This window comes from Pyxidicoccus trucidator (assembly GCF_010894435.1).
In the GTDB taxonomy this organism is placed as follows: Bacteria; Myxococcota; Myxococcia; order Myxococcales; family Myxococcaceae; genus Myxococcus; species Myxococcus trucidator.
Genome location: NZ_JAAIXZ010000011.1, coordinates 147,266 through 170,345, shown reverse-complemented (window position 1 = coordinate 170,345; position 23,080 = coordinate 147,266). Strand labels below are relative to the sequence as shown.

23 protein-coding genes are annotated in these 23,080 nt (G+C 71.0%); 14 read left to right on the top strand and 9 right to left on the bottom strand.

Features of this window, described 5'->3' with window-relative positions:
* Nucleotides 1-22 precede the first annotated feature (22 nt).
* The 3 genes from G4D85_RS28755 (at nt 23) to G4D85_RS28745 (ending at nt 3,128) form a co-directional block, all read left to right on the top strand.
* Nucleotides 23-1,567, top strand: a complete 1,545-nt coding sequence (locus G4D85_RS28755) for an Ig-like domain-containing protein (RefSeq protein WP_205525754.1) — start codon at nt 23-25, stop codon at nt 1,565-1,567.
* Nucleotides 1,568-1,680: 113 nt separating this feature from the next.
* Complete coding sequence (locus G4D85_RS28750) at nt 1,681-2,397, top strand: TetR/AcrR family transcriptional regulator (RefSeq protein ID WP_164017213.1); 717 nt, start codon at nt 1,681-1,683, stop codon at nt 2,395-2,397.
* Nucleotides 2,331-3,128, top strand: coding sequence for an enoyl-CoA hydratase/isomerase family protein (locus G4D85_RS28745; protein WP_164017212.1), 798 nt, complete (start codon nt 2,331-2,333; stop codon nt 3,126-3,128). Before G4D85_RS28750 ends, G4D85_RS28745 begins: the two co-directional genes overlap by 67 nt.
* Before the next feature lie 10 nt (nt 3,129-3,138).
* Here G4D85_RS28745 and G4D85_RS28740 read toward each other — a convergent pair whose 3' ends face one another.
* Complete coding sequence (locus G4D85_RS28740; RefSeq protein ID WP_164017211.1) at nt 3,139-4,134, bottom strand: M23 family metallopeptidase; 996 nt, start codon at nt 4,132-4,134, stop codon at nt 3,139-3,141.
* A 301-nt stretch (nt 4,135-4,435) separates the two neighbouring features.
* Between G4D85_RS28740 and G4D85_RS28735 the strand changes: the two genes are divergently transcribed.
* From G4D85_RS28735 to G4D85_RS28700, 8 genes are all read left to right on the top strand, one after another.
* A complete protein-coding gene (locus G4D85_RS28735; protein ID WP_164017210.1) occupies nt 4,436-4,966 on the top strand; it encodes a hypothetical protein in 531 nt (176 codons plus the stop codon).
* Between the two features lie 9 nt (nt 4,967-4,975).
* Complete coding sequence (locus G4D85_RS28730; RefSeq protein ID WP_164017209.1) at nt 4,976-5,740, top strand: endonuclease/exonuclease/phosphatase family protein; 765 nt, start codon at nt 4,976-4,978, stop codon at nt 5,738-5,740.
* A 141-nt stretch (nt 5,741-5,881) separates the two neighbouring features.
* Nucleotides 5,882-6,343: a phage holin family protein gene (locus G4D85_RS28725; protein WP_164017208.1), complete on the top strand. Its 462-nt coding sequence runs from the start codon at nt 5,882-5,884 to the stop codon at nt 6,341-6,343.
* Nucleotides 6,333-6,554 carry a DUF3618 domain-containing protein gene (locus G4D85_RS28720; protein ID WP_164017207.1) on the top strand — a complete coding sequence of 74 codons (222 nt, stop codon included), beginning with the start codon at nt 6,333-6,335 and terminating at the stop codon, nt 6,552-6,554. Before G4D85_RS28725 ends, G4D85_RS28720 begins: the two co-directional genes overlap by 11 nt.
* A gap of 48 nt (nt 6,555-6,602) precedes the next feature.
* Nucleotides 6,603-6,803, top strand: coding sequence for a hypothetical protein (locus tag G4D85_RS28715; RefSeq protein WP_164017206.1), 201 nt, complete (start codon nt 6,603-6,605; stop codon nt 6,801-6,803).
* 29 nt (nt 6,804-6,832) lie between these two features.
* Nucleotides 6,833-7,279: a hypothetical protein gene (locus G4D85_RS28710; protein WP_164017205.1), complete on the top strand. Its 447-nt coding sequence runs from the start codon at nt 6,833-6,835 to the stop codon at nt 7,277-7,279.
* 50 nt (nt 7,280-7,329) lie between these two features.
* Nucleotides 7,330-7,626, top strand: a complete 297-nt coding sequence (locus G4D85_RS28705) for a YtxH domain-containing protein (protein WP_164017204.1) — start codon at nt 7,330-7,332, stop codon at nt 7,624-7,626.
* 153 nt (nt 7,627-7,779) lie between these two features.
* Nucleotides 7,780-8,724, top strand: a complete 945-nt coding sequence (locus G4D85_RS28700) for a hypothetical protein (RefSeq protein WP_164017203.1) — start codon at nt 7,780-7,782, stop codon at nt 8,722-8,724.
* 2 nt (nt 8,725-8,726) lie between these two features.
* On the opposite strand, the gene G4D85_RS28695 is transcribed toward G4D85_RS28700, so the two are convergent.
* Entirely contained in the window at nt 8,727-9,590 is an 864-nt protein-coding gene (locus G4D85_RS28695; RefSeq protein ID WP_205525770.1) for a hypothetical protein, read from the bottom strand.
* Between the two features lie 166 nt (nt 9,591-9,756).
* Between G4D85_RS28695 and G4D85_RS28690 the strand changes: the two genes are divergently transcribed.
* Nucleotides 9,757-12,294, top strand: a complete 2,538-nt coding sequence (locus G4D85_RS28690) for an adenylate/guanylate cyclase domain-containing protein (RefSeq protein ID WP_164017395.1) — start codon at nt 9,757-9,759, stop codon at nt 12,292-12,294.
* Between the two features lie 45 nt (nt 12,295-12,339).
* Here the strand turns inward: G4D85_RS28690 and G4D85_RS28685 are convergent, their stop codons facing one another.
* From G4D85_RS28685 to G4D85_RS28655, 7 genes are all read right to left on the bottom strand, one after another.
* Entirely contained in the window at nt 12,340-12,705 is a 366-nt protein-coding gene (locus G4D85_RS28685) for a (2Fe-2S) ferredoxin domain-containing protein (RefSeq protein WP_164017202.1), read from the bottom strand.
* A gap of 245 nt (nt 12,706-12,950) precedes the next feature.
* Nucleotides 12,951-13,742 (bottom strand): NuoI/complex I 23 kDa subunit family protein, encoded by a 792-nt coding sequence (locus tag G4D85_RS28680; protein ID WP_164017201.1) that lies wholly within the window; start codon nt 13,740-13,742, stop codon nt 12,951-12,953.
* Between the two features lie 45 nt (nt 13,743-13,787).
* On the bottom strand, nt 13,788-15,230 hold the full coding sequence (locus G4D85_RS28675) for a complex I subunit 1/NuoH family protein (protein WP_164017200.1): 1,443 nt from the start codon (nt 15,228-15,230) through the stop codon (nt 13,788-13,790).
* A gap of 2 nt (nt 15,231-15,232) precedes the next feature.
* Nucleotides 15,233-17,113 carry an NADH-quinone oxidoreductase subunit G gene (locus G4D85_RS28670; protein ID WP_164017199.1) on the bottom strand — a complete coding sequence of 627 codons (1,881 nt, stop codon included), beginning with the start codon at nt 17,111-17,113 and terminating at the stop codon, nt 15,233-15,235.
* Entirely contained in the window at nt 17,110-18,363 is a 1,254-nt protein-coding gene (gene nuoD / locus G4D85_RS28665) for an NADH dehydrogenase (quinone) subunit D (RefSeq protein ID WP_164017198.1), read from the bottom strand. Before nuoD ends, G4D85_RS28670 begins: the two co-directional genes overlap by 4 nt.
* Before the next feature lie 15 nt (nt 18,364-18,378).
* Nucleotides 18,379-18,897, bottom strand: coding sequence for an NADH-quinone oxidoreductase subunit C (locus G4D85_RS28660; RefSeq protein ID WP_164017394.1), 519 nt, complete (start codon nt 18,895-18,897; stop codon nt 18,379-18,381).
* Nucleotides 18,898-19,076: 179 nt separating this feature from the next.
* Nucleotides 19,077-20,378: an adenylate/guanylate cyclase domain-containing protein gene (locus G4D85_RS28655; RefSeq protein WP_240359550.1), complete on the bottom strand. Its 1,302-nt coding sequence runs from the start codon at nt 20,376-20,378 to the stop codon at nt 19,077-19,079.
* Nucleotides 20,379-20,487: 109 nt separating this feature from the next.
* Here G4D85_RS28655 and G4D85_RS28650 point away from each other — a divergent pair, with 109 nt between their 5' ends.
* Together G4D85_RS28650 and G4D85_RS28645 are read left to right on the top strand one after the other, a co-directional pair.
* Nucleotides 20,488-22,647 (top strand): sulfatase-like hydrolase/transferase, encoded by a 2,160-nt coding sequence (locus G4D85_RS28650; RefSeq protein ID WP_164017196.1) that lies wholly within the window; start codon nt 20,488-20,490, stop codon nt 22,645-22,647.
* The gene (locus G4D85_RS28645; protein ID WP_205525753.1) at nt 22,637-23,005 is read left to right on the top strand and encodes a PaaI family thioesterase; all 369 of its coding nucleotides are present in this window, start codon (nt 22,637-22,639) and stop codon (nt 23,003-23,005) included. Before G4D85_RS28650 ends, G4D85_RS28645 begins: the two co-directional genes overlap by 11 nt.
* Nucleotides 23,006-23,080: the final 75 nt, after the last annotated feature.

The window sequence follows — 23,080 nt, the reverse complement described above, 5'->3', positions numbered from 1 at the left end:
TCATCTTCAAGGAGTTCCGCTGATGCGTCCGGGTCTGGCCCCATGGGTCGCCTTCGCGAGCGTTGTTATCGTGGCGTGCTCGCCGCCGGCCCCCGCCACACTGGAGTTCGTGGACCAGTCACCGGCACAGCCGCGACTGGGTGAAATCACCACGCTGCGCTTCCGGGCGGTGGACTCCCGCGGTGAGCCCCAGGCGGGCACGCAGGTGTCCTTCTCGCTCGAGTCGCCGGTGCCCGGGGTGGAGCTGTCCCCCGAGCAGGGCACCACCAACGCCACCGACGGCATCGTCTCCGTGCAGGTGATTGCCCGGGGCGGCCGCGTGGCCTCCGTCGTCGTCGTGGCCACCGCGGGTGGCGACGGCGAGGTGAAGACGGCCGTCAGCCCGGTGGTGAGCTTCGCCGGCACCAACTCCAGCTCGCGCCAGCTCACCTTCCAGTGCGGCTCGTTCTCCGGTCCGGGCTCCGGCCTGCACCACGCCATTGGCGCGTGGGACGAGACGCGCGCCCTCATCGCCGGCGTCAAGGTGACCTGCATCGCCCACGTGGGTGATCGCAACGGCGACGGCATCACCGGCGCCCAGGTGTCCTTCCTCACCGAGGCGGGCACCATCGGCCCCAGCGCCGTGTCCCTCACCGACGTGGTGGGCAACGCCGAGGTCCTCTACAAGTCCTCGTTCCCCCTGCCCGAGGACGTGGCCCCGGAGAACTTCACCTGGGAGCCGACGAACGATGACACCCACACGGGCGAGTACATTGCCCCGCTGTGGATGCACCCCTTCCTGTGGGAAGAGAACCCGATTGCCGCCTTCGGCACGCCGGCCCGTCCCTACGAGGTCCGTCCGGAGCCGCGCCGCAATGACCCCATCCGCCCGGGGAAGATCAACAACCCGCGTGACAACCTCGTCTCCATCGTCGCGATCACGAGCGGCGAGGAGGCGTTCGACGACAACAACAACAACGGCACGTGGGACCAGGGCGAGCCCTTCGTGGACCTGACCGAGCCCTTCGTCGACAACAACGACAACGGCACGTGGGACCCGCACGAGCGCTACGTGGACGCCAACGGCGACGGGAAGTGGAACGGCAAGAACAAGCAGTTCGACGCCTCCACGCTCATCTGGGCCCAGGAGCGCATCCTCTGGACGGGCTGGCCGCACGGCCTGGATGACCCGCAGGTCTTCCGGCAGCTCCGCCCGCCGCCCGACCAGGTCCCCACGACCTTCATCGTCGAGCACTTCGGCTCGCAGACGGTGCAGTTCCTCGTGTCGGACCCCTGGTTCAACCGCATCGCCCAGAACGCGAACGACGATGGTTGCATCGGCGGCGCGTCCGGCCCCGTCAAGGTGGCGCCGACCATTACCGGCATCGCCCTGACGTACCCCTCGTTCAAGTTCGAGGTCTACTCCGTCGAGGACGTGCACGAGCAGCCGTCGGATGGCGAGGCCCCGCCGGAGAGCGTCCCGCCGGTTCCCTGGGAGGTGTCGCCAACCTGCTACTACACCGCCGCCCTGCAGGAAGGGCACAAGGTGGGCATCGTCGGTCCCACCGTGCGCGGCGTGGTGAAGTGAAGCAGACGGTGGGGCCCTGGCGTGCCGCAACAAGGCATTGACCCCAGGGCCCTGCCTCCGTAGGGTCTCCTCCTCCGGCTGACTGGTGAATCAACCCGCCGGTGGAGGACGTCGTGGGTCAGCAGAGCAAGACGGCGGCGGACAACGGCTCGCGGGAGAGCGAGCGGCGCCGCACCATCCTGCGCGCGGCCATCGACGTGTTCGCCCGGAAGGGCTACCACGGCTGCCGCATCGCGGACGTGGCCAAGGAGGCCGGCGTCGCGTACGGCCTCGTCTACCACTACTTCAAGAACAAGGACGAGCTGCTGGAGACCGTGTTCGACACGGGCTGGAGCGGCTTCGTCACGCGCGTGCGCGCGGTGGTGGATGCGGAGGGCACGCTCGCCGAGAAGGTGCGCGGAATCGTGGACGTGGCCTTCGAGGCCTACCGGGTGGACCCGCGCGCGGTGAAGGTCCTCATCCTGGAGATTGCCCGCAGCCCGGCCGGCTCGCGCGTCAACCGGCAGACGGCCTTCGTGGACGCCATCCGACTGAGCTCGGGGTTGTTCTCCCAGGCGAAGGAGTCCGGAGAGCTGCGCGCGGACATGGACCCGCAGCTGGCCTCCGCGCTCCTCTTCGGCAACATCGAGATGGGGCTCACCGCCTTCGTGGTGGGGCTGACCGACTCGCGTGACGTCGCCGCGCTGGAGCGCGCCAAGGCGCAGATCGCCGACTCCTTCCTTTACGGCGTCCTGACGGGCGCCCACGGCACGGAGGCGCCTGCATGGAAGTCGTCGGAGAGTCCACCGGAGAAGTCCGCTACGAAGTCCAAGGCCCCCAAGCGCACCTGACCATCGACCGGCCCAAGGCCCGCAACGCGCTGTCCCCGGCGGTGGTGCGCGGGCTGATGGTGGCCCTCGAGCGTGCCGAGTCCGACCCCGCGGTGCGGGTGCTGGTGCTCACCGGCGCCGGGGAGAAGGTCTTCTGCGCGGGCGGAGACCTGGGCACCATGGCGGGCGACGAGGGCTTCCTCTCCACGCACGAGGCACGCCGCTCCTATGGCCGGCTGCTGGCGCGCTTCCAGGAGCTGCGCAAGCCCACCGTGGCGCGCGTCAACGGCCACGCGCTGGCGGGCGGCCTGGGGCTGGTGCTCGCGTGCGACCTCGCGGTGGCGGTGGAGGGCGCGGACCTCGGCACGCCCGAAATCGACGTGGGGCTGTTCCCGATGATGATGATGGCGCTCCTGCAGCGGCACCTGGGCCGCAAGCGCGCGCTGGAGCTGGTGCTCACGGGAGACCGGCTGCCGGCGAAGGACGCGCTGGCGCTGGGGCTCCTCAACCGGGTGGTGCCGGCGGCGGAGCTGGACGCCACGGTGAATGCGCTGGCGGGGAAGCTGGCCGGCAAGAGCCAGGCGGTGCTGGCGCTGGGGCGCCGCGCCTTCTTCACCGCCGAGGACATGCCGCTGCCCACGGCGCTGGAGTACCTGTCCTCGCAGCTGTCGCTGAACGTGCTGGCCGACGATGCCGGCGAGGGCATCTCCGCGTTCCTGGAGAAGCGCCCGCCGAAGTGGAACGACCGCTGAGCCGAAGCGGCTAGGGCGTGCCCAGCTGCGTGGACCCGGAGGCCACTCCGGGCACCGCGGGCTGGAAGAAGTCCAGGCGCAGGAGCAGCTCGCCGTCCACCCAGAGGCCATCCGACTTCACGCCCCAGTGGAGGTGGGGGCCGGTGACGCGGCCGGTGCTGCCCACGAGGCCCAGGTGCTGGCCCTGCTTCACGCGGGTGCCGTTCTTCACGCCGATGCGCGAGAGGTGGAAGTACGTGGTGTAGAGGCCCGCGCCGTGGTGCACCACCACCGTCTTCCCGGCGGAGTAGTTGTCGCGCGCCATCACCACCGTGCCTTCATTGGCGGCGACCACCGGCGTGCCCGGGTCCCCGTCGATGTCCACGCCGAAGTGCTGGCTGGACAGCTTGCCGTTGAAGGTGCGCCTGTCACCGTACGGCGCGGTGATGCGGTCCTGCCGGGGCCAGGCGAAGTTCTGCCCGAAGGCCGGAGCGCTGAAGGGCTGGGAGAAGGCCTGCGCGAAGGCGCGCCGGTCGGCGGCCATGCGGGCCTTCACGCCGGCCGGCGGCTCCACGTACTTGCCGGACACCTTCAGCTCGCGCTCGGGGTAGCCCGGCTCCATGACGTCCAGCGTGCCGGTCAGCTCCAGCGGCGCCGCGCCGGGCGCCGCGGGGCCCAGCACCTTCACCGCGGCGGTGCCCGGCTTCATCTCCACCGGCAGGCCCGTCACGGCGAGGAAGCCCTCGCCCCAGGGGAAGAAGCGCAGGGGCCGGCCGGCCAGCGTGCCCGAGGGCAGCTCCGCCATGCCACGCACGGACACCAGCACCGGGTCTCCCGGCTTGGCCGCGCCGGGCTGCAGCGTCAGCAGGGGACGGCCCTCGGCCAGGGGTTGGGACTCGGGGGCGCGCACCGTGGCGGCGGGCGCCGGAGCCTGTCCGGCGGCCCGCGCCTTCGCACCGAGGGCGAGCAGGGCGAGCAGCAGGTAGGGCGAGGTGGAATACTTCCGGCCAGCGGGGAGCGGAGGCATGGGCCATTCTTACACCACGGAGCTGCGCGCTCTTCCCGCGATTGGGGGGAAGTCGCCGCCCGCCTGCTCCGCCCCCCGGAAGCGCCCGCCGCCCCGCCTGCTGCTTCCTGCCCCGTCGGCTGCCCGGCGGCGCACCGATGACCTGCTGACATTGTCGGTACTTGGACGGACACGCGGGCCGGGGAGGTTGCCTGGAGGAAAGGAGGGGGAGCGAGCAGCCAGGGCATGTGCCGTCAAGGCGTACCCGAGGCCCGGGGCGCTCCCTAGCTTCTGTGCGGACTCGATTCTTGGAGATTCGCGGATGCCTCGTTCCTATAGCTTTGACCACTTCCAGGTTCCGAAGACGGTGCCAGCGCAGAAGCGCAGCCTGCGCCATGAGGACAAGGCACGAGTGAAGAAGTCCGCGGCCCACCCGGAGCAGATGGGCAGCCACGAGGGCGTCCACTACGGGAAGAGCCACGCGCAGACGGAGGAGCTCTACCAGGCGCACCAGATGCAGGCGGAGCTGGAGGAGCTGGCCCGCCCCGAGCCGGACGCCAAGTTCTCCCACGGCCCGATGTTCACCCCGCCGCCGAAGGCGAAGAAGCGCGCGGCCACCCTCAAGGGCCAGGCGCCCGTCATCGGGGGCACGGCGCCCATCGGCGCGCTGCCGCCCACGAAGGAGCTGCCTCCGCGGGGGAGGCTGGGCGACCTGATGGACGAGGCGGAGCGGCAGCTCCAGGCCATCCAGGGCGGGCTGGGGGACGCGGCCAAGGCGGTGACCCGGCTGGCCTCGCTGCCCATGGAGGTGGTGCGGCTCGCGGCGCGACGCTTCCACCTCGTCAACGGGTGAGTCGCTCGCGTGGAGCTCTCCCTCGTCTCGTACAACATCCACAGCGGCATCGGTACGGATGGCCGGTTCGACCTGGGCCGCGTGGGCGAGGTGCTCCGTGAGGTGGACGCGGACATCATCGCCCTCCAGGAAGTGGGGGACTTCCGCGCCGTCACGCCGCGGGAGGACCAGCCCGAGCACCTGGCCGACATGCTCGGGATGCACATGGCCTTCGGCCCCAACGTCGTGCGCAACGGCCGGCGCTACGGCAACGCGATTCTTTCGCGGCTGCCCATCCTCAAGTCGAAGAACTACGACTTGAGCGTGGGGCGCCGCGAGCCCCGGGGCGCGCTGCGGTGTGATTTGGACCTGGGGGACGGCCAGCAGCTCCACGTCTTCAGCCTGCACCTGGGGCTGCGGCTGGGGGAGCGGCGCCGGCAGGAGTCGCTGCTGCTGTCCTCGGACATCCTCCGCGAGGCCGTACGCAAGGACCCGCTGGTGGTGTGCGGGGACTTCAACTACCTGGGCAACGGGCCGGTGCCGTCGCTGGTGCGCCAGGCCATCCACGACGCGGCCCTGGAGCTGGGGGCCCCGGCGCGCACGTATCCCACCCGGATGCCCATGCTGCGGCTGGACCGCATCTACGTGGATGCGGGGGTGAAGCCGCTGTCAATCCACCCCCACCGCACCGACATGAGCCGCGTGGCGTCGGACCACCTGCCGCTGGTGCTGCGCTTCGAGGCGCCCATCGCCGTCGAGGCCCCCCTCTCTCCGCCGGTCCAGTTCATCGGCTAGCCTGTGCGGGCCGGTGGTCGCGTTCAGTGGCCGACGCTTGCGAACGCCGGACAGATCCGCCGTGACGTGGTTGTCGCGCGGAGGTGGTGTGCCTAGGTTGGCCCCCACCCGTGAGGACGTGGGCGCCGGCCGGAGAAGCACATGCACGTGGGGAGTGAACAGACCGAGCGCGGCATCACCGCGCTCGTCGGGCGCATGGCGGATGGCTTCAGCCGTCTGGTGACGCAGCACCTGCAGTTGGCGCGGCTGGAGCTGGCCGAGGACGTGAAGGCCACGGGCCTGGACGTGGCGATGATCGCCGCCTTCGTCCCCTTCATCCTGGTGGGCTACGCCTTCGTCTGCGGTGCGCTCGCGGCGGTGCTGTCCCCCTGGCTGGGCTGGGCCGGAGCGCTCGGCGGAGTGGGACTGCTCAACCTCGCGGGCGGTGCCGGCGGCGCGTTCTGGGCGGTGAAGCGGCTGCAGGCGCGCCGGGTGATGGATGACAGCTCCAGCGAGCTGTCCCGTAGCATGGCCGCGCTGACCCACTCCGCACCCGCCGCCTCCGTGAATACGCTCCGGGGCGCGAGCAGCGAAATCTTCAAGGAGCCGCCGAATGGCCGCTAGCAATGGACTTCCCAAGGCCGCCAGCCCCCAGAGCGCCGCCGCGCTGCGTGCTGAAATCGAGCGCACGCGCGCCGAGCTGGCCACGTCCGTGAGTGCCCTGCGCGAGGAGGTGGCCGTGGCCGCGGACTGGCGCCAGTGGGTGCGCCGTCATCCCCACGCGTGCGTCGGCGCCGCCTTCGTCGTGGGCTTCTGGCTGGGCTCGCGCCGCTAGCGCGCGCCCCGAGTTTCGTTTCACCCCCTGAAAGAGGAGATGGCTTCGATGGAGATGAATCCGCAGCAGGTGGCTGACAGGGCCCGGCAGCTCCAGGACCGCGTGGTGCCGCAGATTGACGAGGCCCGGCAGAACATCGTCGACCTGAACAACCGGGTGGTCACCTTCATCCGGGCCAACCCGGGCACGTGCCTGCTGGGCGCGGTGGCCATTGGCTTCCTCGTCGGCCGCATCGCCTCGCGCCGCTAAGCGTTCCCGAAAGACACGAGAGGGCACTCATGACGACCTATCCAGGTGCAACGGGCAACGGCACGCCCCAGTCGCAGGACAACGGCTCCGACGCGGGCTTCGGGCAGCGGGTGGACCAGATTGGCTCGGAGGCGCAGCAGCTCTGGACGGACGCGCGCAGCGCGGTGACGGACCTGGGCCAGACGATGGACCTGCGGGGCCGCGTGGAGCGCAACCCCTACGGGATGATGGCGGCCGCCATCGGCGTGGGCTACCTCCTGGGCGGTGGCCTGTTCACCCCGCTCACCGCGCGCATCTTCCGCCTCGGCGTGAAGCTGGCGGCGCTGCCCCTCGTCAAGGACGAGTTGCTGGGCATGGCGGAGACCGCCTTCCAGGGTTACCAGACGGGCCGTGGCATGGCCGGCGCTGGTCGCTCCGAGAGCACCGCTTCGACGAACGCCACGAACGCTGGCACTCCGCGCCCTCCCAGCTACTAGGCCGGGCGCATTTCCCACCTGCCGTATCCGTACCCACCCTGGAGTAGAGAATGGTGAACCTCAACACCCTCAAGAAGATGGACAAGGACGACCTGCTCAACCTCATCGGCCTGGAGACCCGCCGCGACACGACGGAGCAGCTCCTGCCGGTGCTGGGCGCGTTCGCCGCGGGCATCCTGGTGGGCGCTGGCCTGGGGCTGCTGCTGGCGCCGAAGCCGGGCAACCAGCTGCGGGACGACCTGAAGCAGCGGCTGGCGAGCGGCCAGGAGTACCTGAACAACGCCGTGAGCCGCACCGCTGAGAACATCCAGCAGCAGGGCACGCCGTCGTCGCCGCGCAACGGCTGAGTCCAGGCGAGCGCCCGCGGTACACGGAGGCCTCCATTCGTGCCGGAGCCGGCACCGGATGGGGGCTTTTCCGTCTGCGTCGAGGCCTCCATGCATGCCGGGGCCGGAAGCGGATGAGGGCCTTCCGGGTGCCGCGCGAGTAGAGTCGGTGCCGTGAGTGAGAAGACGCAGGACGGGATGTCTCGGCTGCCTGGAGCGGAGTCCCCGGCCGGGGCCGGGGCCGGTCCGGACGCGGCGCTGGCACGGCTGCGCGCGCTGGAGACGCTCGAGTCCGGCTACGAGGCCTGGCTGGAGCTGAAGCTGGAGCACGCGGCCTTCCGGGCCCGCCTGCGCCAGGAGCGCGAGCGGTTGGACCAGCAGGGCTCGTTCCTCCTGGGCGCGGTGCGCGCCGCGGGGCTGGCGCCTTCCGCGACTCAGGAGTCCGTGGCACCGGGCCTGGTGCCGGCCGCGCCGCCAGCGGGAGACTTCCTGCGGGACGCGGAGGCGAAGCTGACCACCGCCCGCGAGGCGCTGGCGCTGCGGGAGACCCAGGCCGAGGCGCGCTATGCCGAGGCCTTCGCGGAGATTCGCGCCACGCTGAAAGACCGCGTGCGGCGGCACCTGTCCGCGAGCCGCCCGAGCCTGACGCTGCTGCTGCGCCGGGTGGGGGCGGAGCGCTCCATCCTCCACGCGGAGCGCGTGTCCGGGGACACGCCGGTGCTGCTGTGCTTCCTGTTCAGCGCGCGGATTCCGTCGCGGCACGGCTTCCTGCTGGACGACTCCACGGAGGACGTGGCGCTGCCTCCCGCGCCGCTCTATCCCGACGAGGGTGTGGCCCCGGCGGACGTGCGGCCGGACGCGGCGGGCCTGGAGGCGCGGATGCGAGGGGAAGGGGAGGTGGTGCCGCTGAAGGGCTTCCTGCCCGTGTTCGTCCCGCGCGCGGGCGGCGGCGAGGACTTCTTCCGCCTGCTGCAACGCGGGGCCGTGCTGGAGGTGGAGGTCGCGGAAGGGCCTGCCTTCCGCAACGTCCTCACCCGCGAAGAAGCCGAGCGCTTCGCGGGGCACCTGCTGCGCCTCAAGCTCGAAGGCCGAATCGACCTGGAGCTGGAGGCGGGCTGACGTCAGCGCGTCCGGACCACGCCGACCTCGGCGGTGCCCGCGAGGAGCGCGCTGCCGAGGAACAGGTTGTCGGACTCGGCTCCGCCCAGGCGCACCGCCTGGAAGATGACGAGGTACGTCTTGTTCGCCTGGGGAAACGCCGTGCCCGGAATCGTCACGCGGGCCTCGCGGTACGGGCCGGGCAGCCCCACGAGCTGGAGGAACTGCAGCGGCGCCTTCGGCACGTTGGTGTACGTCGGGTCGCCCTGCGAGCCGTCCGCGCTCAGCGGCACCACCGTGACGAAGCCCAGCGTGCGGTCCTGGCCCTCGGGCACCGCCGCCCGGTCGAACGCCAGCGCCGCATTCGCGTCGATGCGCAGGAAGCCCTCCGGCGGGTGGAAGGCGGCCACGGTCTCCTTCGGCGGCGAGTTGTCCACCTGGCCCACGTAGCGCGTGCCGCTCCGCGAAGCGATGAACTGGTACGTGGCCCCGGACTGATACTGGAGCCCCTCGTCCCCCACGCTGGTGCGGCTGTAGCTGCCCGCTCCGTCCTCCGTCAGCGTCGTGGCCTGCCCGCCCTCGGGCTGCAGCGTGACGGAGGCGCCCGCCACGCCCGACGGCTGCGAGTTCTCCCCGGTCCGGGTGCCGAAGAACACGACCGCCGCCGTCTGCGCCGGCAGCGAGATGACGTCACCCCCGTCCGCGCCGAACGTCCCGGCGTCGTAGCCGGCCAGCGCGGAGGCGGACACGTCCACCTGCGGGGTGGAGAGCAGGGTGCCGACCATGACGTGGTCGGCGGCAAGCTGGTTGCCCGTCTTCTCCAGATCGCAAGCCAGGGGAGCGAGAGAGGAAGCGGCGAGGGCGGCGGAGAGCAGGAGGCGTTTCATCATCACTTTTCCGAAGGGACGGCGGGACGCCCGAGCATAGCAGGCGCGCGTGGAACGACGCCCGCGCCCGGCCCGGACTCGGGGTATCCTCCGAGCCCCCGTGCAAGGTCACCGCGTCCACTCCGCAGGCCAGCGCTTCCTGAAGCGGCTCGGCGTCTCGCTCCTGATGGCAATCAGCTTCGGTTGCGTGCTGGGGCTCCTCGTCTACCTGCGTGCGCCCGGACTCGCGGAGCCCCGGGACGCGTCGGAGGGCTTCGGGCCCTCCAGCGTCTTCGACACCGCCCAGGCGCAGCTGGAGGACTGGGAGCGCGCCAGCTACGACTGGCGCGTGCGCGAGCTGGGTGAGCGCTCCGAGCGCCCCGACGAGGCGGTGGTCATCGCCATCGACGACGAGACGCTCACCGAGGCCCGCCAGGACGACCGGCCCGGCGTCGCCATCCAGCCGTGGCCCCGGCAGCTCGTGGGCGGCATGGTGCACCGCCTCGTGGAGGAGGGCGCCCTGTTCGTGCTCGTGGACCTGCCCTTCCCCGAGCTGAGCCCCAGCGCCTGCGTGGACCCGAAGCTGTCCTCCCTGACGTCCTCCGGCGACGACGCCGCCTTCCGCTCCATGCTGGACCGAGAGCCCGGCCGCGCGCTGCTCGCCTTCTCCTGGGAGTCCCAGGGCCCGCGCGTGCTGCCGCCCGCCAGCCGCCTGTGGCCGTACCGCGTGAAGCTGGGCGCGTACGCCACGCCCGCCGAGGCCCGCACCCGCGCGCAGGCCGTGCTCGCCGTGCAGCGTCCCGCCTTCGTCATCCCCGCCGGCAACCAGGTGGAGGTGTGGGGCGGCGCCACCGACGAGGCGGATGGCCGCGCGCTGGGCACCCGCCTGGGCACCAGCTCCGCCGCGATTGAAGAGCGCCGCGCCGCCGACGACACCTACCGCGTGGGCCCCACGGACCTCTTCGTGTCGCTGGCCGAGGTGCAGGTGGAGGGGTTGGACCCGGCGAAGCTGGTGGAGGTGCGCCACGTCCAGCACCCGGTGGCCCCGTTGCTGGGCGGTGGCAGTGGCTACGGCGCCGTCACCCTCCCGGCGGACCCGGACGGCGTGGTGCGCGCCATCCCCCACCTCGTGGCCTATACCGTCCGGGGCCAGCGCCACGTGCTGCCCTCGCTGCCGCTCGCCGCCGCCATGCGCCTGGCCGACACGCGCAAGCTGCGCTACGCGGACGGCCAGCTGCACGTGGGAGACGCGTACTCGGTGCCCATGGACGCGTCGGGCATCAGCCTCGTGCGCTGGGACGCGCCCGCGGCGGGCCGGGGCTCCCGGGGCTCGCTGGCCCGCTCCATCCGCGCGTGGAACGTGCTGCTCAACGTCTTCGACGTGGCCGGCGCGCGCCCCGCGCGCTTCGACAATGATTTGGAGGGCCGCACCGTCGTCCTCACCCGCACGGCGGGGGAGGGCGGCCACCTGAAGGCCACGCCCATCGGCCCGGAGACGCCCGGAGGCGCCATCCTCGGGCAGGCCCTGGCCAACATCCTCCGCTCCCAGGGCATCACCCGCGCGCAGCCTGACCTGGACCTGATGCTCACCGTGGGGCTCGCCTTCTCCGGGGCCTTCCTCGCGCTGTCGCTCAGCTTCCTGCTGCGCTCGGTGCGGGGCGCGGTGCTGTACGTCGGCATGCTCGTCGCGGCCGGCGCGGGCTACATGGCGGCGGCCTCCTATGTCTTCGTCGAGCAGCAGCTGTGGATTGCCCTCGTCGGCCCGCTGATGGCCATGGTGGGCGCCTTCGTCGTCACGCTCCTCTACGCCTTCAGCACCGAGCGGGAGGTGCGGGACTTCGTTCACAACGCGCTCGGCCGCTACGTCAGCCCCGAGGTGGCGCGGCTGGTGTCCCGGGACTTGAACCTGATGCGCCCCGAGCGCCGCAGGATGTCCGTGTACATCTGCGACATCGAGGGCTTCACCCGCCTGTCCGAGGGCATGTCCCCCGAGCAGCTCGTGGCCCTCTTCAACGAGTACCTCACGGAGATGGCCGCGGTGGTGCGCTCCACCGCGGGGCAGGTGGACAAGTACATCGGCGACTCCGTCATGGCCTTCTGGGGCGCGCCCGTGCGCACGGACCGGCACTCGCACCTGGCCTGCGAGGCCGCGCTGAAGCTGCGCGCGGTGCTCGCCGAGAAGCAGGACGTCTGGGAGAAGAAGTACGGCCACCGCCTCGGCTTCCGCGCGGGCATCGACACCGGCGAGGTGGTGGTGGGCGACATGGGCAGCCAGCTCAAGTCCAACTACACCGTGCTCGGTGACGCGGTGGGGCTCGCCGCGCGGCTGGAGTCCGTCAACAAGGTGTACGGCACCCACGTGCTGGTGGGCGACGCCACCGCGCAGCTGGCCGCCGACAGCTACGTCTTCCGCATGGTGGACCACGTGCGCTTCAAGGGCCGGCCGCAGCCGGTGCGCGTCCACGAGCTGCTGGGCCGCCGAGGTGAAATCACCCCGCGCATGCAGGAGCAGCTCGCCCTCTACGAGCAGGCCCTCACCGCGTACCACCAGCGGCGCTTCGCCGAGGCGCATGCCCTCTTCGAGCGCACCAGCATGGACTTCCACGACACCGTGGCGGCCGTGTACGTGGCCCGCTGTGCCCGCTTCCTCGTCACGCCGCCGCCCGCGGACTGGGATGGCGTGCACGGCCTGGAGGACCCGGGGCCCACCGCCGTCGCCGCGTGAGCGTGCCCGGCCTGGAGCGCCCCCAGGCCACCGCCACGCCGGGAGTCAGTCGTCTCCGCAGTCGGAGTCCGGCTGACCGAAGAGCTCCTTCACCGGCGCGTCCTTGCCGACGTGCTCCTGCACCACCTGCCGCATCTTCTCCGGCGTCATGTGCGAGTAGTACACCTCGCCCGGCCAGCCCATGAGCTGGTAGTCCTCGGGGGACAGCAAGTCTCGCTTGCGGCCGGTGTCCTCGCGGACGACGACGTTGGGCCCCATGTGGCAGAAGCCGTAGCAGCCGCCCCGGTACAGCTCGCAGCGCGGCACCAGGCCCTGACCGGACAGCGTGTCCCTCGCGGTGGCATAGACGGCATCCGCACCGGCCGCCTTGCAGCTGGCGCCCTTGCACACCGACAGGCGGTATCGCTTCATGGGTGGGCCCACCCTACGGAGTCCCCGCGGTGTGTAGAAGCAGACAGGCTCCGGCACGGGACGGCCGCCTGCACACCGCGCGGGCCCACGGGCCGGCCGTCCTGGTGCGTGGCGCCAGGGCCATTGAAGAGCTTCATCGTCACCACCTGCGCCCCGAAAAGGCACCGGCCCGCCTTTCCGCTGTCGCAGCGGGAGGGCGGGCCGGCAGTCACGAAAGCCCTACGGGGCTCGTGAGGAAGACGGATCTACTTGAGGAACTTCGTCACCTGGATTGGGCCTTGCTGAGTAACAACCGTCTGGCCGCCGTGCGCGCCCGTGTGGGCACCCGGCGTCGCCTTTCCGTGGCCGCCATGGCCGTGGTCCGCGCCGCCGCTGCCGTGCTGCGGCAGCTTCAGCTCCACCAGGCCCTCGCCGATGCGGGTGTGGGCCTCCTTGTGGGTGTGGTGCGGCTCCTCGGAGCCGTCGCGCTTGTTCCACGGGTCCGACGGGTGGGACACCGCCGGCCCCTTCAGCAGCTTGGGGATGTCGTACACGAAGTTCTGCCGCGTGTACTCCGGAGGGGTGTGCGTGTACGTGTCCATGCGGATGGCGTCCTTCGGACACGCATCCACGCACAGGCCGCAGACGATGCAGCGCAGCTCGTCGATGACGAACTGGGTCGGGTACTTCTCGATGACGCGCGACTCACCCTCGGCCGTCGTCTCTTCGTACTCGCCCGCCTCGATGTAGATGCACTGCGCCGGGCAGATGGTGGCGCACATGTAGCAGGCCACGCAGCGCGGCTTGCCGTCCTCGCGCGGAACCAGCCGGTGCAGCCCGCGGTAGCCCTCGGGGTAGATCTGCTTCTCCTCGGGGTACTGCACCGTCGTCATTAGGCTGACGCCCGTGCGGTCCACCACGGACACGTTGGTGTCACGCGTCCCGAAGAGGTTGCGGAAGAAGTGCTTCGTGGTGATGGCCAGACCGCGCAGCAGCTCGGGCACGTACGCCCGCTCTCGGATGTCGGTGCGAGGGTCCTGGGTTACCTTGTAGGCCATGATGGTGTTCTCGATTCCCGGAGTGCCTGGGCCGCCGGTGGAAGTCTAGTGCGTGGAGGCCGGGGCCGCGCCGTGCGCGTGCGCCGGGAGCCCGGGAGCGCCGTGCCCGTGTCCGTGGTCGTCGTGGCCGTGAGCGCCGCCGTGTGAGCCGTGTGCACCGCCCTCCGCCGGTTCCTTCGTCGTCAGGGTCAGCACCATGATGAAGGCAATCTCCAGCATGCCGAGGATGGCCAGCGCCCGCAGCGTCGGATCCCACAGCACCAGCGCGCCGCTGACGAACACGTTCACCAGGCCCATGGGCAGGAGGATCTTCCAGCCCAGCGACTGGATCTGGTCATAGCGGAAGCGGGGGAACGTCCAGCGGATGAGCAGCTGCACCCAGATGAGGAACACCACCTTCAGCCAGAACACCGTGCCCAGGATGGCGCCGTACAGCCAGCCGTGCTCCTGCATCAGGGGCTGGCCCGCCAGCCACTCGCCGCCGAAGGGCAGGTGGTGACCGCCGAAGAAGAGCGCCGTCGTCACGCCGGCCAGCACCACGACTTCCACGAACTCGGAGATCATGAAGAGGCCGAACTTCATGCCGGAGTACTCGACGAAGTAGCCGATGATTTCCGACTCGCCCTCGGGCAGGTCGAACGGGGCGCGCTTGGTCTCCGCGAAGGACGCGGCGAAGAAGCCCAGGAAGCCCAGCGGCTGGAGGATGAAGCCCCACGCCGGCAGGCCCAGGTCGAACGCGCTGTCCGTGCGCCACAGGTACTGCGCCTGGCCCGTGCCCCTGGTGAGGGCGGAGCCCAGCTCACCGACGAGGACCGGCAGCTGCACCGAGGAGAAGGCGAGGAACAGGCCCACCAGCGACAGGCCCAGCGCCACCTCGTACGAAATCATCTGCGACGTGGCGCGCACGCCGCCCAGCAGCGCGAACTTGTTGTTGGAGGCCCAGCCCGCCAGCGCCGTGCCGTAGACGGCCAGCGACGCAATCGCGAGCACGTACAGCATGCCGAAGTCCGGCGTGGCCACCACCATCTCCACCTTGTGCCCGAACACGCTCACCGTCGGTCCGGCCGGCACCACCGCGAACAGCGCGAACACCGGGGCGAAGGCGAGGATGGGGCCCAGGTTGAACAGGAACCGGTTGGCCGTCCCCGGGATGAAGTCCTCCTTCGTCAGCATCTTGAGGACGTCGGTGAGGATGTGCGGCAGGCCGCCCAGCGCGCGGTTCTTCAGGCCGGGCAGGTTGATGCGCGCGCGGTTGGGGCCGACGCGGTCCTGGATGTACGCGCTCCACTTGCGCTCCGCCATCGTCAGGAGCGTGGCGATGATCATCACGAAGACGAGGATGAGGAAGAGGATGTTGGTCAGATGGCTGGCGCCAGTGAACCAGTGCTTCTCCACCAGACCGCCCACGAGGTACGCCGCCGCCGCCACACCGAAGATGGTGGCGACGATGGTGAACATGGCGGTGAGGATCGTCAGTACGCGGCTCATGGCTAGATACCCCTCACCCGGGGCGTACCGAACTCACGGTACCCCGGAGGACGCCCATCGGCGCCCGCAGGCAGCGGATTGATGCCCGGCTTCTCCCGGTCCGGCGGAGAGGCCTTGTCCCAGTTGAACTCGGCGAACGCGGCGACCTTGCCGGCCAGCTCGCGCCACACGTCCCGCGCGGACGCCCAGGCGGCCTCGCCGCCCAGCTCGCGCGTCAGCTCCGCGGCCCAGCGCCAGTGGGGCACCACGTCGCCCTTGGGCGGGTAGGCCTTCCGGAAGCGCTGGATGATGCCGTCCTGCTGCACGAAGGAGCCCTCGTCCTCCACGTGGACGGAGGCCGGCAGCAGCACGGTGGCCTGCGCGGTGATGGGGGACTCGGTGAAGGCCTGCGCCACGAAGACGTCCAGCCGGCCCACCGCCTGCGCGAAGGCCGCGGCGTCACCCGGCACCTCGGTGCCGATGGCGTAGAGCGCCTTCACCCGGCCCGCGCCCAGCGCGGTGGTGAGCGCGTCGAAGGACTCCAGCTTCAGCCCCAGCCCCTGGGCAATCAGCTCCAGGCCCTTGCGGTTGGGGTTCTTGTCCGCCGTCATCAGGAAGTGGTCCGCGGCGTCCTGGGGACGGCCGCCCACGTACACGGTGGACACGCCCAGCGTGGCCTTGGCGAAGGTGAGGCCCGCGAGCAGGTCCTCGTTGGAGGTCACCGGAGAGGCCAGCACGGCCAGCTGCGCGGTGCCCACCAGCGGCTTGAGCGCCCGGGCGGCGGCCTGCACCGCCTCCTTGCGCGTCACCACGGGCTCGGCCTCGCTGGGGGCGCCGGTGCGGCGGCCCACCTGCGGCCGGAGCGCGCGCTCCACGTTGAGGTACTTGTACGAGAGCCGGCCCTGGTCGCACATCCAGCTCTTGTTGACGGCCTCGTTCTCGCGCGGGCGGTAGCGGTAGGTGTCCTGGGACATCCAGTCCACGTAGGTGGTGCAGCCGCGCGAGCAGCCGGTGCACACCGACGGGGTGGCGGACAGGAACCACGCGCGCGCCTTGAAGCGGAAGTCGCGGCTGAGCAGCGCGCCCACCGGGCACACGTCCACGGTGTTCAGCGAGTAGTTGCTGTCCAGCTCGCTGCCGGGGAACACGTCGATGCGCTCGTGGCTGCCGCGGCCGAACACGCCCAGCTGCGGCTCCTGCGCCACCTCGTTCATCACCCGCACGCAGCGGGTGCACATGATGCAGCGCTCCTGGTCCAGGACGACGCGGGGCCCCAGCACCTTGCGCTTGTTCTTCAGCGTCTTGCCGCCCTCCAGGCGCGAGGGGCGGTAGTCGTACTTCATGTAGTAGTCCTGCAGCTTGCACTCACCGGCCTGGTCGCAGATGGAGCAGTCGACCGGGTGGTTGAGCAGCAGGAACTCCATCACCGAGCGCTGCTGCTCCTTCACCTTGGGCGTGGTGGTCTTGATGACCACGCCCTCGGCGAGCGGCGTCTGGCACGCGGGCACCAGCTTGGGCGCGTTGGACGCCTCGATGAGGCAGATGCGGCAGTTGGCCGCGATGGAGAGGCGCGGGTGGTAGCAGTAGTAGGGAATCTCCGAGCCGACCTGCCTGGCCGCCTCGATCATGTTCGTCCCTGGCTTCACGACGACTTCGCGGCCGTCGATGGTGCAGGTGACGAACCCCGGGTTCTTCGGCGCCGGCTTGGGCGGCGGGCCGGCGGGGGGCGGCGGCTTGGGCGTGCCCGTGGGGCCGCTGTGCGCCGCGGGCGGGGTGTCCAGCTTCGCGCCGGCCGGCGGGTTGGACGGCTCGGGTCCAATCTTCGCCGCGGGGGTGTCGGTGGGCGAGCCCTTGGGGGGCACCTGCGCATCACCGGTGGGCTTCTTCGTGTCGTTGTCGCTCACTGCTCGACCTCGCCGCCGATCATGTTGATGGTGTCGAAAGTGGGGATGAGGTCCGCCAGCATCTTGCCCTCGATGATGTGCGGCACCGCGGCGAGCACCGGGAAGCCCGGCGCGCGCACGTGCACCTTGTACGGGCGGCCGCCGCCGTCGCTGACGATGTACCAGCCCAGCTCTCCGTTGGAGGCCTCGGTGGCGTCGTAGACCTCACCGGCGGGCACCTGGATGCCCTCCATCACCAGCTTGAAGTGCGACATCACGCCCTCGATGGTGCCGTACACCTCGGGCTTGGGCGGCAGGGCGATGCGCCAGTCATCCACGATGATGGGGCCGGCGGGGATGGTGTCCATTGCCTGGCGCAGGATGAGCACGGACTGCCGCATCTCCTCGAGGCGGACGAGGTAGCGGTCGTAGTTGTCGCCGTGCTCGCCGACCGGCACCTTGAAGTCGAACCGGTCATAGACCCAGTACGGCTTCGCCTTGCGGATGTCGTAGTTGACGCCGCAGGCGCGCAGCGCCGGGCCCGTGTAGCCGAAGTCGATGGCGTCCTCGGCGTTGATGACGCCGGTGCCCTTGGTACGGTCCACGAAGATGCGGTTGCGCGTGAGCAGCGCATCCATCTCGTCGATGAGCTCCAGCCCGCGGTCCAGCGACTTGTGGACCTTGGGAATCCAGCCCTCGGGCAGGTCGCGGTTGATGCCACCCACGCGGCCGAAGCTGGTGGTGAGCCGGGCGCCGGTCAGCTCGGCGACGCGGTCATGGATGAGCTCGCGGAACTCCATGGCGAAGAGGAACGGCGCGAAGCCGCCCATCTCCAGGCCGGTGGCGCCCACGCACGTCAGGTGGTCCTGCAGCCGGTGCAGCTCGGAGCCGATGACGCGGATGTACTGGGCTCGCTCGGGAATCTCCAGGCCGATGAGCTTCTCCACGGCGTTGAGGAACCCGAAGTTGTTCATCATCGAGGACAGGTAGTTGAGCCGGTCCGTGTAGGGCAGGCACTGTGTCCACGTGACGTTCTCGCAGCTCTTCTGGAAGCCGCGGTGGAGGAAGCCAATCTCCGGGTCGATCTTGACGATGGTCTCGCCCTCGAGCTCCACCTTCAGCCGCACGGTGCCGTGCGTCGCGGGGTGCGAGGGGCCCATGTTGATGACCATCCGCTTGGTCTGGAGGTGCGACTCCAGCTCCGACTCGTGGGCGTACGCGTCGGTGTCGGGATTGGGCGCTTCGGTCTGGGGCTTGCCGTGGTCAGACATGATGTCCTCAGCAGATCAGGAGATCCCGCTGGTGCCGGGACCGCGGAAGATGTCCTTGATGGGGCGCTCGGGGATGAGCGGCTGCCGGTCGCGCAGCGCGTAGTCCTTGCGCAGGGGGTAGCCCTGGAACTCCTCGTACAGGAGGATGCGGCGCAGGTCCGGGTGGCCGTCGAAGCGGATGCCGTAGAAGTCGAACGTCAGGCGCTCCCACCAGTTGGCGCCCCGGAACAGCGACGTCAGGGAGGGGACCACCGGCGTGCTCTCGCTCACGCGCACCTTGAGCCGCACGTGCTCGTTCCGCTTGAGCGAGTAGAGGAAGTAGACGACCTCGAAGCGCGGGTCGCACTCCGCCAGGTGCAGGCGGTCGACGGCGTCGATGGAACCGAAGAGCTTGAACTCCAGCTCCGGGTCGTTCTTCAGGAAGGCAGCGACCTTGGGAAGAGAGTCCGCATGGATGACGGCCCAGGCTCCACCGGTCCGGTCAACGTAGCGATCCGCCACCGCCTCCGGGAGCTGGGCGGAGACCCTGTCCAACGCAAAAGTGCTCAAGGGGGCCCCAATGACTGAGGGAGAAGAATCGGCGGCTTTATAAGGACCCCCGGAGGGGGGCGTCAACGTAAACCCTCAGGCATGTAGGCCACTTAGGAGGCCCAGAAGCTCGTGTTGGAGCCCGGGAGCCAGGGGGCCGTGCGGACCTCGGGCGCGGGAATGGATCAGGGGGGTACACCCCCCGTTCCAGGCGGGCCGGCCGGCGGGTGGGAGGGGACGAAGGTGGCCACCGGCTGGCTCTTGCCGGGCACCAGGGCGCTGGTGACGGCCTCCCACAGGAAGGCGCTGCCCACCCGCTCCCGGGTGACCTGGGAGACGAGGACCGGGACGCCGGCCTTCTTGGTGAGCCCTTCAATCCGGCTGGCCAGGTTCACCGTGTCGCCAATGGCGGTGTACTCCAGGCGGCGGGTGATGGAGCCGATGTTGCCGAGGATGGCCGGCCCGGAGTGGACGCCCACCCCCATGCGCAGGCCGGGGACGCCCCGGGCGGCGCGCTCGGCGTTGACGGCCTCCAGCTCGGTCACCATCTCCAGGGCGCACCGCACGGCGTGGGTGGCATGCTCGGGGTCGTCCAGCGGGGCGCCGAAGTACACCATCAGCGCGTCCCCGATGAACTTGTCGAGCGTTCCGCCATTGCGGAACACCACCTCCACCATGCGGCCGTAGTACTCGTTGAGGATCTCCACCACCTGCTCGGGCGGCAGCCGCTCGCTCATCGCCGTGAAGTCCCGGAGGTCCGCGAAGAGGACCGTCACCTCGCGCAGCTCGGGGGCAGGCGAGGCCTGGTGCTGGAGGTGCTCGGCCACCCACGGGGAGAAGTAGCGGCCCAGGCGGGCGCGCTTCAGCTCCTCCTCGGAGACGGCGGCGGACAGGGCGCGGATGCGGTTGAGCAGGTGCCGGGCCCCGGCCGCGGCCACCCCCAGCACCACCACCGCCGCCACCTGCGCACCCACGCCAATGTCGGCCTCCTGCTGGAGCCGCACCTCCGCGAGGGCCGCAATCACCGTCACCACCAGTGTCACCGAGCGGCGCAGGGACAGGGCGGCCAGCAGCACCAGCACGGCGTAGATGCCCAGCGTGAAGCCCGCCACGCCTCCGGGTGAGGGCGACACCGGAATCGCCAGGTGCTGGAGCCAATACACCGCCGGCACGTCCACGAAGGCCAGCGTCAGGCCGGCCCACCGCGCCGCGCGGGTCGTCCTGGCCACCGCTACGGCCACAGCCGTGGTGAGCACCCAGTAGACGGCGAAGGTCTTCAGATACACGGCCCAGTCGTCCAGACCCCGGAAGACGCCCAGGTACGCCGACACGCCGAAGAGGAGGGTGACGGCGACGAAGCGGATCCACGCCATCTGCCGGGCGTTGCGGAGGCGCTCGTCCTCCAGCGCGCGGCTCACCGAGTCCTGGCTCCCCTCGGGCTGGAGCGACTGCACGCTGTCTCCCCCCGGGGCGGACGCCCTGTCCACGTCGTTCAAGCCTCCAATCTTGCACCGGCCCCAGGGGTCACGCACGTTTCGTGAAGGTTGGCGCCCCAACCGTGGCGGGACTGTTGCAATCGGGTATAGACGCGGACGCATGTCCGCTTCCTCACTGTCCGGCACCCTCCGTCCCCTGCTGTGGCGCCTGCTGTCCGGTGCCTCGCTGGGGCTGATGTTGTTCGCGGGGGAGTCGTGGCTGCTGCTGCGCTCGGGGCTGGTGGGCGTGGACATCCCCGTGGACGGCCCGTACGCCGCGCTGGCCGCGGCCGTGCGTCCGGTGGTGCCCGCGCTGCTGCTGCGCGTTGCGACGGTGTACGCGGTGGCGGGGGCGGTGCTCGCCATGCTGGCGAGCGTGCTGGCGGGAGCGTGGAAGTCGAAGCGGGGTGGGGTGGCGGGCGCGCTGACGACGCTGGCGGAGGGCCTGGTGCTGCTCGGGCTGCTGGCGTGGGACCGGGCCATTGCCCGTCCCGCCCTCTTCGATGACCTGCCCGCGGTGCGGCCGCTGCTGGCGTGGCTGGTGGAGCATGGCCAGCCCTGGCACCCGCGCGCGGCGGCGGTGGCGTGGCTGCTGCTCCATGGCGTGGCGTGGGTGACGCGCTCGGGCGTGTCGGGGCGGCGGTGGGTGGCGGGGGCCACGGTGGCGGTGGGCGCGGCGCTGCTGCTGACCGGAGCGGGGCGGCTGGGGACGCGGGAGGCGCGGCATCCGCTGGTGGTGGTCATCGGCATCGACGCGTTCCGGCCGGACCGGCTGAAGTCGCAGGGCGGCACGGGTGAGGTGGCGCCGCACGTGGAGCGCTTCCTGGAGGACGCGACGCTCTTCACCCGCGCGTACACGCCCATCGCCCAGACGGAGCCCGCGTGGCGCTCGATGCTCACCGCGCGCTGGCCTCACACCACCGGCGTGCGCTACGCGCTGACGGCGGACTCGCGGCTGCGGCTGCAGCCCACCTTCCCGACAACCTTCGCCCAGGCCGGCTGGCGCACGGTGTTCGCCACCGACTGCTCGCGCTTCCACGCGGAGGGGCCGGCCTCCGGCTTCGACACCCGCTTGCAGCCGCCGCGCGGGGCCGTGAATTTCCTGCTGGAGAAGCTGCGCTACCGCGCGCTCGGCGTCTTCGCGGACCATGCCCTCGGGGCCGCGTGGGTGCCCGAGTTCATCGACAACCGCGCGCTGGCCGGCATCCATGACCCCATGGGCTACGCGGAGCGGCTCGCGTCCCGGCTGGTGGAGGAGTCCCGCCAGGGCCCCGCGCTGTTCGCCTTCCACGCCACCGCGGCGCACTTCCCGGGCGACCCGGTCCACCCCTTCTACCGGCGCTTCGTTCCGCCCTCGGAGCCGCTGGAGCGGCGGCTGCGCATGCACTTCGCCCCGGTGTCGCCGGGGGCGAAGGGCGGGTGGAGCCGCGAGGGGGCGGAGGCGCTCTACGACGAATTGCTCGCGCAGGCGGACGCTCAGGTGGGCGAGTTGCTGGACGCGCTGAGGCGCACCGGGCGCTACGACGACGCGCTCATCGTCCTGCTGTCGGACCACGGCGAGAGCTTCCACGCGGACCGGCCGGACCTGGCGGGCGCCACGCCGGTGCATGGCGCGCGGCTGTCCGACGAGGAGTACCGCGTGCTGCTGGCGGTGAAGCCTCCGCGTGGGCGGGGCAGCGGGCCGGCGGTGGTGGACGCGCTGGTGCGCCTGGTGGACGTGGGGCCCACGGTGCTGGACTTGTCGGCCCTGCCTCCAATGCCGGACGTGGACGGCGTCTCGCTGGCGCCGCTGCTGCGCGGCGAGCCGGCGGAGCGGTGGGAGCCGCTGCCGCTGTACGCGGAGACGGGCTTCACGCACGTGTTGCCGGAGGTGTTCGACGCGGGCCACTGGCCCGGTGCGCCGCGCGCCTTCGACGCGTACCGCATCCGCCCTGACGGTGTGGTGGAGATGGGGGAGCCGGCCCACGCCGCGATTCTCCGAGAGAAGGACCGGGGCGCCTTCGATGGGCGGCGCTGGTGGGTGGACCGGCCCCGCGGGGACGGAGGAATGTTGCGCACCTGCGAGGGCGAGTGTGAGGGCCCCGACGCGTACGCGCTGGAGGCGTGGCTGGACGCCGTGCAGGGCCTTACGCCGGAGGGCGGCTGGCGTAAGGTGGCGGGCCATGTCGACGACCCCAGACAGTCCATGCCTCCAGGAACGCTACGCACCCCACAACAGCTGCTTCGGTTGCGGTCCGGCCAATCCGCAGGGCCTGCGCATCCGCAGCCGCGTGGAGGGTGAGCTCGTCGTCGCGGACTGGACTCCCGCCGAGCACCACCAGGCGTTCCCCGGCGTCCTCAACGGCGGCATCATCGGCGCGCTGCTGGACTGCCACTGCAACTGGACGGCGGCGTACGGCCTGATGAAGGCCCAGGGCGCGGACTCGCCGCCGTGCACCGTCACCGCCGACTACTCCATCACCCTCAAGCGCCCCACGCCCATGACGGGGCCGGTGCACCTGGAGGCGAAGCCGGTGGAAATCCAGGGCGACCGCGCCATCATCGAAGGCACCATGACGGCGGGCGGGAAGGTGACGGCCACCTGCCGCGGCACCTTCGTCGCCGTGAAGCCGGGCCACCCCGCGTACCACCGCTGGTAGGCGACGCTGGAAAAGACCCGGGCCCCGGCGCCTCCGCTCTTTCGAGGGGAGGCAGACGGGGCCCGGAGTACCGCG